The sequence below is a fragment of the Candidatus Zixiibacteriota bacterium genome, assembly GCA_020853795.1.
In the GTDB taxonomy this organism is placed as follows: Bacteria; Zixibacteria; MSB-5A5; order CAIYYT01; family CAIYYT01; genus JADJGC01.
In genome coordinates this window covers 1-4,050 of record JADYYF010000040.1, presented here as the reverse complement: position 1 = coordinate 4,050, position 4,050 = coordinate 1, and the positions used below count along the sequence as shown (strand labels likewise).

The window sequence follows — 4,050 nt, the reverse complement described above, 5'->3', positions numbered from 1 at the left end:
GAGCCGGGAATCGTCTACGAGAAACTGAATGAAATTCTCAAACGGGAGTCGCTGTTCTTCCCGCCTTCACCGGGCGGCAGTTCGGATGTCGCCACGATCGGCGGGATGGTCTCGACGAACGCCAGCGGGATCTATTCGGTCAAGTACGGCGGGACGAAGGATTTTGTCTTAGAACTTGAGCTTGTTGACGGCACGGGCCGAATGCATCGGCTGGGGAACCGCGCGATCAAGCGGTCTTCTGGATACAATCTCATTGACCTCATCGCAGGATCGGAAGGTACGCTGGGTGTGATCACGGCAGTGACACTGCGGCTGCTGGGGATACCGGAGGGGAATCGCAAGTTTGCATTCAAGTTCCCGACTGAGTATCAGGCGGCGCAGTGCGTGTCGGAAATCATGCGCTATGGTCTCGACATGGCGGCCGTTGAGTTCCTCGATCGCAACGTGATTCAGGCGTTGAATCAGCTCAATGGCTATAGTCTGCAGGAAGTACCGTGTTTGTTCCTCGAAGTCCACGGGCCAGAGCCGGTGCTTGCGAGCAACGCCGAAGCGGCAACACAGATTGCGGCTGAGCTCGAAGGTGAGCCGTTGGTGTTGGCGTCCGGGCAGAACCCGTGGGATATTCGACATTATGTGACTAACGCCATCAAACTTCGCCGCCCCGGCTACACGATCATCCGTAACGACGCGGCCTTCCCGATATCGCGCCTTCCGGAGATCGTGCAGTACTGCCGCGAACTGTCGGAACAATCGGGGCTGTTGATTCACGCGTTCGGCCATGTCGGGATGGGACTGATTCATGCCTTAATTCTCGCACGGCGGGAGGATGAAGCCGAATGGAAAGCGGCGCTGGAGATCAACCGCAAGATCATCCTCAAGGCGGTGGCGTGCGGCGGGACGATTTCGGGCGAACACGGCATTGGTCTGGGCCATAAGGAAATCTTTGGCATCGAGCATCCCGATGCTCTCGATTTGATGCGCCAGATCAAGCGCATCTTTGATCCGCGCAATATCCTCAATCCGGGAAAGATTTTCGATCCGCAGTAAGGGCTACGAGTTGCCCATCGCCAGCGGCTTGGCGGCGTCGGTAACGGCGCCGATCTTGATTGCGTAGCTGTCGCGGTTGGCGATGTCCTCGTCGGTCACCAGGTGGACATCGAGCAAATGATCATTGCGGAAGCCGGTGCGCTCGTAGTTGATCTCTGCCAGACAGCGGCTCCAGCCGTCAAGCCAGAGCTGTAGGAGTTCGCGCTGTTCGGGCGTGGAGTCGACATGCAGAAGCAGATCGATGTCGCTGCCGGGGCCGGCTGTGCCGTTCTTGGTCGAACCGAACAGGTACACACCTTTGACGCCAAAGCGACCGGCGTCGAGCTTGGCGGCAATTTGCTCGGCCATGCTGTGACGCCAGCGCCAATGGTGGTCGCCGGAGAATTCGGGATGGGCGTGCGTTTCTTGCAGGAGTTCGAAACGCGAGCGCGGATTGCAGAGCAGGGCAACGGCGTAATCGAGATCCGCGTTCATCAGCACCTGCAGCACCTGTCCGGCAGCGGAACGGGGGACATCAATCAACTTCACCACATCCTGCAAGTACTCAAATTCAGGCAGAATTTCGCCGAGGATATTGCGCGATCGGTGCAAGAAGGCCTCGTTGAAAATAATGCCGGGATCATCGGGATAGAGCGGCAGGTAGCGGATGTGTGCTTCGACCAAGTCCTGGAAGAAGTGAGTGCCGAAGGAAAGATCGGGTTGGTAATTGCCGCTGGTACGGGCAACCTCGATCAGCATCGCCGAGTTGTTGATGTCAGAGTAGGTGACGCTGACACCGAGTTTGATGTCGCCACGGCTGCCCCACCGGCCGGGGCCGATCAGGATGAACTGTCGCTTCGGCAGGAGTTGATTAAGACGGCTGATGGCGCGTCCGACGGCCAGTAGCGACGGTCGATCGCCGAGACCTTTGTATTTTTCGGGGTCGACGTAGACTATGTGTGTGATATCGGGCATCCGACCGTTGGAAACATACCGGTTGGCGGTGAAAATCGTCTTTTCGGCCGGCAGGTCCTTGGGGATCGGCGCCGGTGCACTGTCGTCAGAGTGACTTTGCGGCCGGCACTGGAGCAAGTAGAAGTTCTTCCCGTCGTGGGCAAACTCGATATCGACCGAATTACCGAGCTTCTCTTCCAGTGTCTGCAGAATGGCCTGGATCTGGCTCATGAACCGTGTATTTGCCAGCAAGCCGTCGAAGGTGACTACCGCGTGCTCGCTGCCGAGGTGCAGATTGATGCCAACCGGGCGTTGGAGGCGGTCGCCTTTGTCGAGCGAGACGATCTGCTCGATCATCGGGATATCGTCGCCAAACTTGCTCAGAACTTCACCGACCGGCAGAGTTACAAATGAGTTGGTTTCAAGGTCGATGACGTCCATCATCTTGGGCGAATAGCGGACAGCCTCTTCGACGGTGACATTCACCCGCAGCCCGGGCTGTCCGGGAGAGACGAGGATTGGGTAATCGTCGCTCGTGCGATCGACGGCGCGCGTGCCGAGCCCGACAACCATGCGCAGCAAACCGTCTTCACGCTTGATGCGCGGCGACCAACGCAGCTCGTTGCGGCTGAACGCGACGCCGGCAAAGACCGGGCAGAAATAGCGGCCGATACGCGTGCCGATCACTTCCTGGATGATGATGCCCATCTCCTCGTGGAAATCGAGCAAGCCTCGCTCGGCACGGTACTCGATCGGATCGGGACCGAAGGTCGAGGCGTAGACCTCTGCGATTGCGTCCATGAGGGCAGCCAGACGCTTCTCCTTGGAGCCCTGGTTGGCGAGGAAAAGGCTCTTGTACTTGCCGGAAAAGGCGGAGCCGGTGCGATCTTCCAGCAAACTCGAACTGCGTACGATCAGCGGGTGTTCGCCAAAATCGTCGAGCACGACCGAAAGGGCCTTGATGATATCCGGCGGAAACACCGCGTTCTTGAAGGTCTGAACTACGTTGGGATATTCGAGACGGATCTGATCGATCTCCTTGTACTTCTGCTCAATCACCTCTTCGAAATTGTTGTAACTCATGAAATGCAGTACAACGTCGGATGTGATGTAGTAGGCGCGCGGTGTCTGCACCTGTGCCAGCAGTTCGTTGGATTCGCCTGCGCGTTTGAGAATCTGGCCGGCGAGAAAGATACCGGCGGCCTTGCCGCCGAGCTTACCCTGTGACTCCGACAAGTAGATGACATTGTGCATCAGATCGAAGACATCGTTGATCTCGACGAAATGTTTGGCGATGTTGATGTAGTCGAGCGACTCGGAGAAGATGCGGCGGATCAACGACACCATCAGGCCCCGCTTGGTGTTCACCGGGATATCGTGTCCTTCGGGTGCCATGCGATGATAACGGCGAACGGCCTCATTCAATTCGGAGATCGGTGTATTGATGTTGGCCAGCGTCTTGATCAGGAAACTGAGCTTGTCCTGTTGAATCCAGCGCTGGATAAACGAGAGAATCTCCGCGGCGGAGAGCTCGTCGGCCGCAATCTTGAAAGTCTCGTCGCTGATCAGTTCGCTGCCTTCGAGCAGCAGGCGCTTGCGGTGCGGAACATTGGAGTCCTTGAGCAGGCTGTCGGTTTCGCCGGCATCCTCGGGATCGTAGTACTGCGCCAACCGCTTGGCGTCATCCACGCCAGTCCAGCACAGGTAATTGAGCATCTTGGTGGAGATATTGTAATACAGGTTACGATCGGTACGACTGAGCAGGTCGAGAACAACCCGCCACTCCGGACGCGCTTGCTCGACCAGCTCCTGTGCGGCGGTACGATATTGCGTAAACACGGTACGCATCTTCTGGAAAGTGATGAAGCTCGAAAGGCGCTCGGCGATGGTGGCGAGGAGCTTGGTTTCTTCCTTGAGAAACGGCCCTTCGTCCTCATGGGGCATTTCGCGTGAGTAGTAGACGCTGATGGTGCCGATGACTTCGTCGAAGACCTTGAGTGGTACTGTCTGCGCCCACGGAGTCTCGCGCAGACCGGAGGTCGTGAAGGTGGAGTCCTCAAGGATGATGCG

Annotated in this window: 2 protein-coding genes; one reads left to right on the top strand and one right to left on the bottom strand. The window is 57.6% G+C overall.

Annotated features, from left to right (window positions below):
• Positions 1–1,047, top strand: a 1,047-nt coding sequence (locus IT585_02400) for an FAD-binding oxidoreductase (GenBank protein MCC6962080.1), incomplete at its 5' end; no start/stop codon positions are given.
• 3 nt (positions 1,048–1,050) lie between these two features.
• Here IT585_02400 and IT585_02395 read toward each other — a convergent pair.
• Positions 1,051–4,050 (bottom strand): nucleotidyltransferase domain-containing protein (locus tag IT585_02395; GenBank protein MCC6962079.1); only part of this gene is annotated, 3,000 nt, incomplete at its 5' end.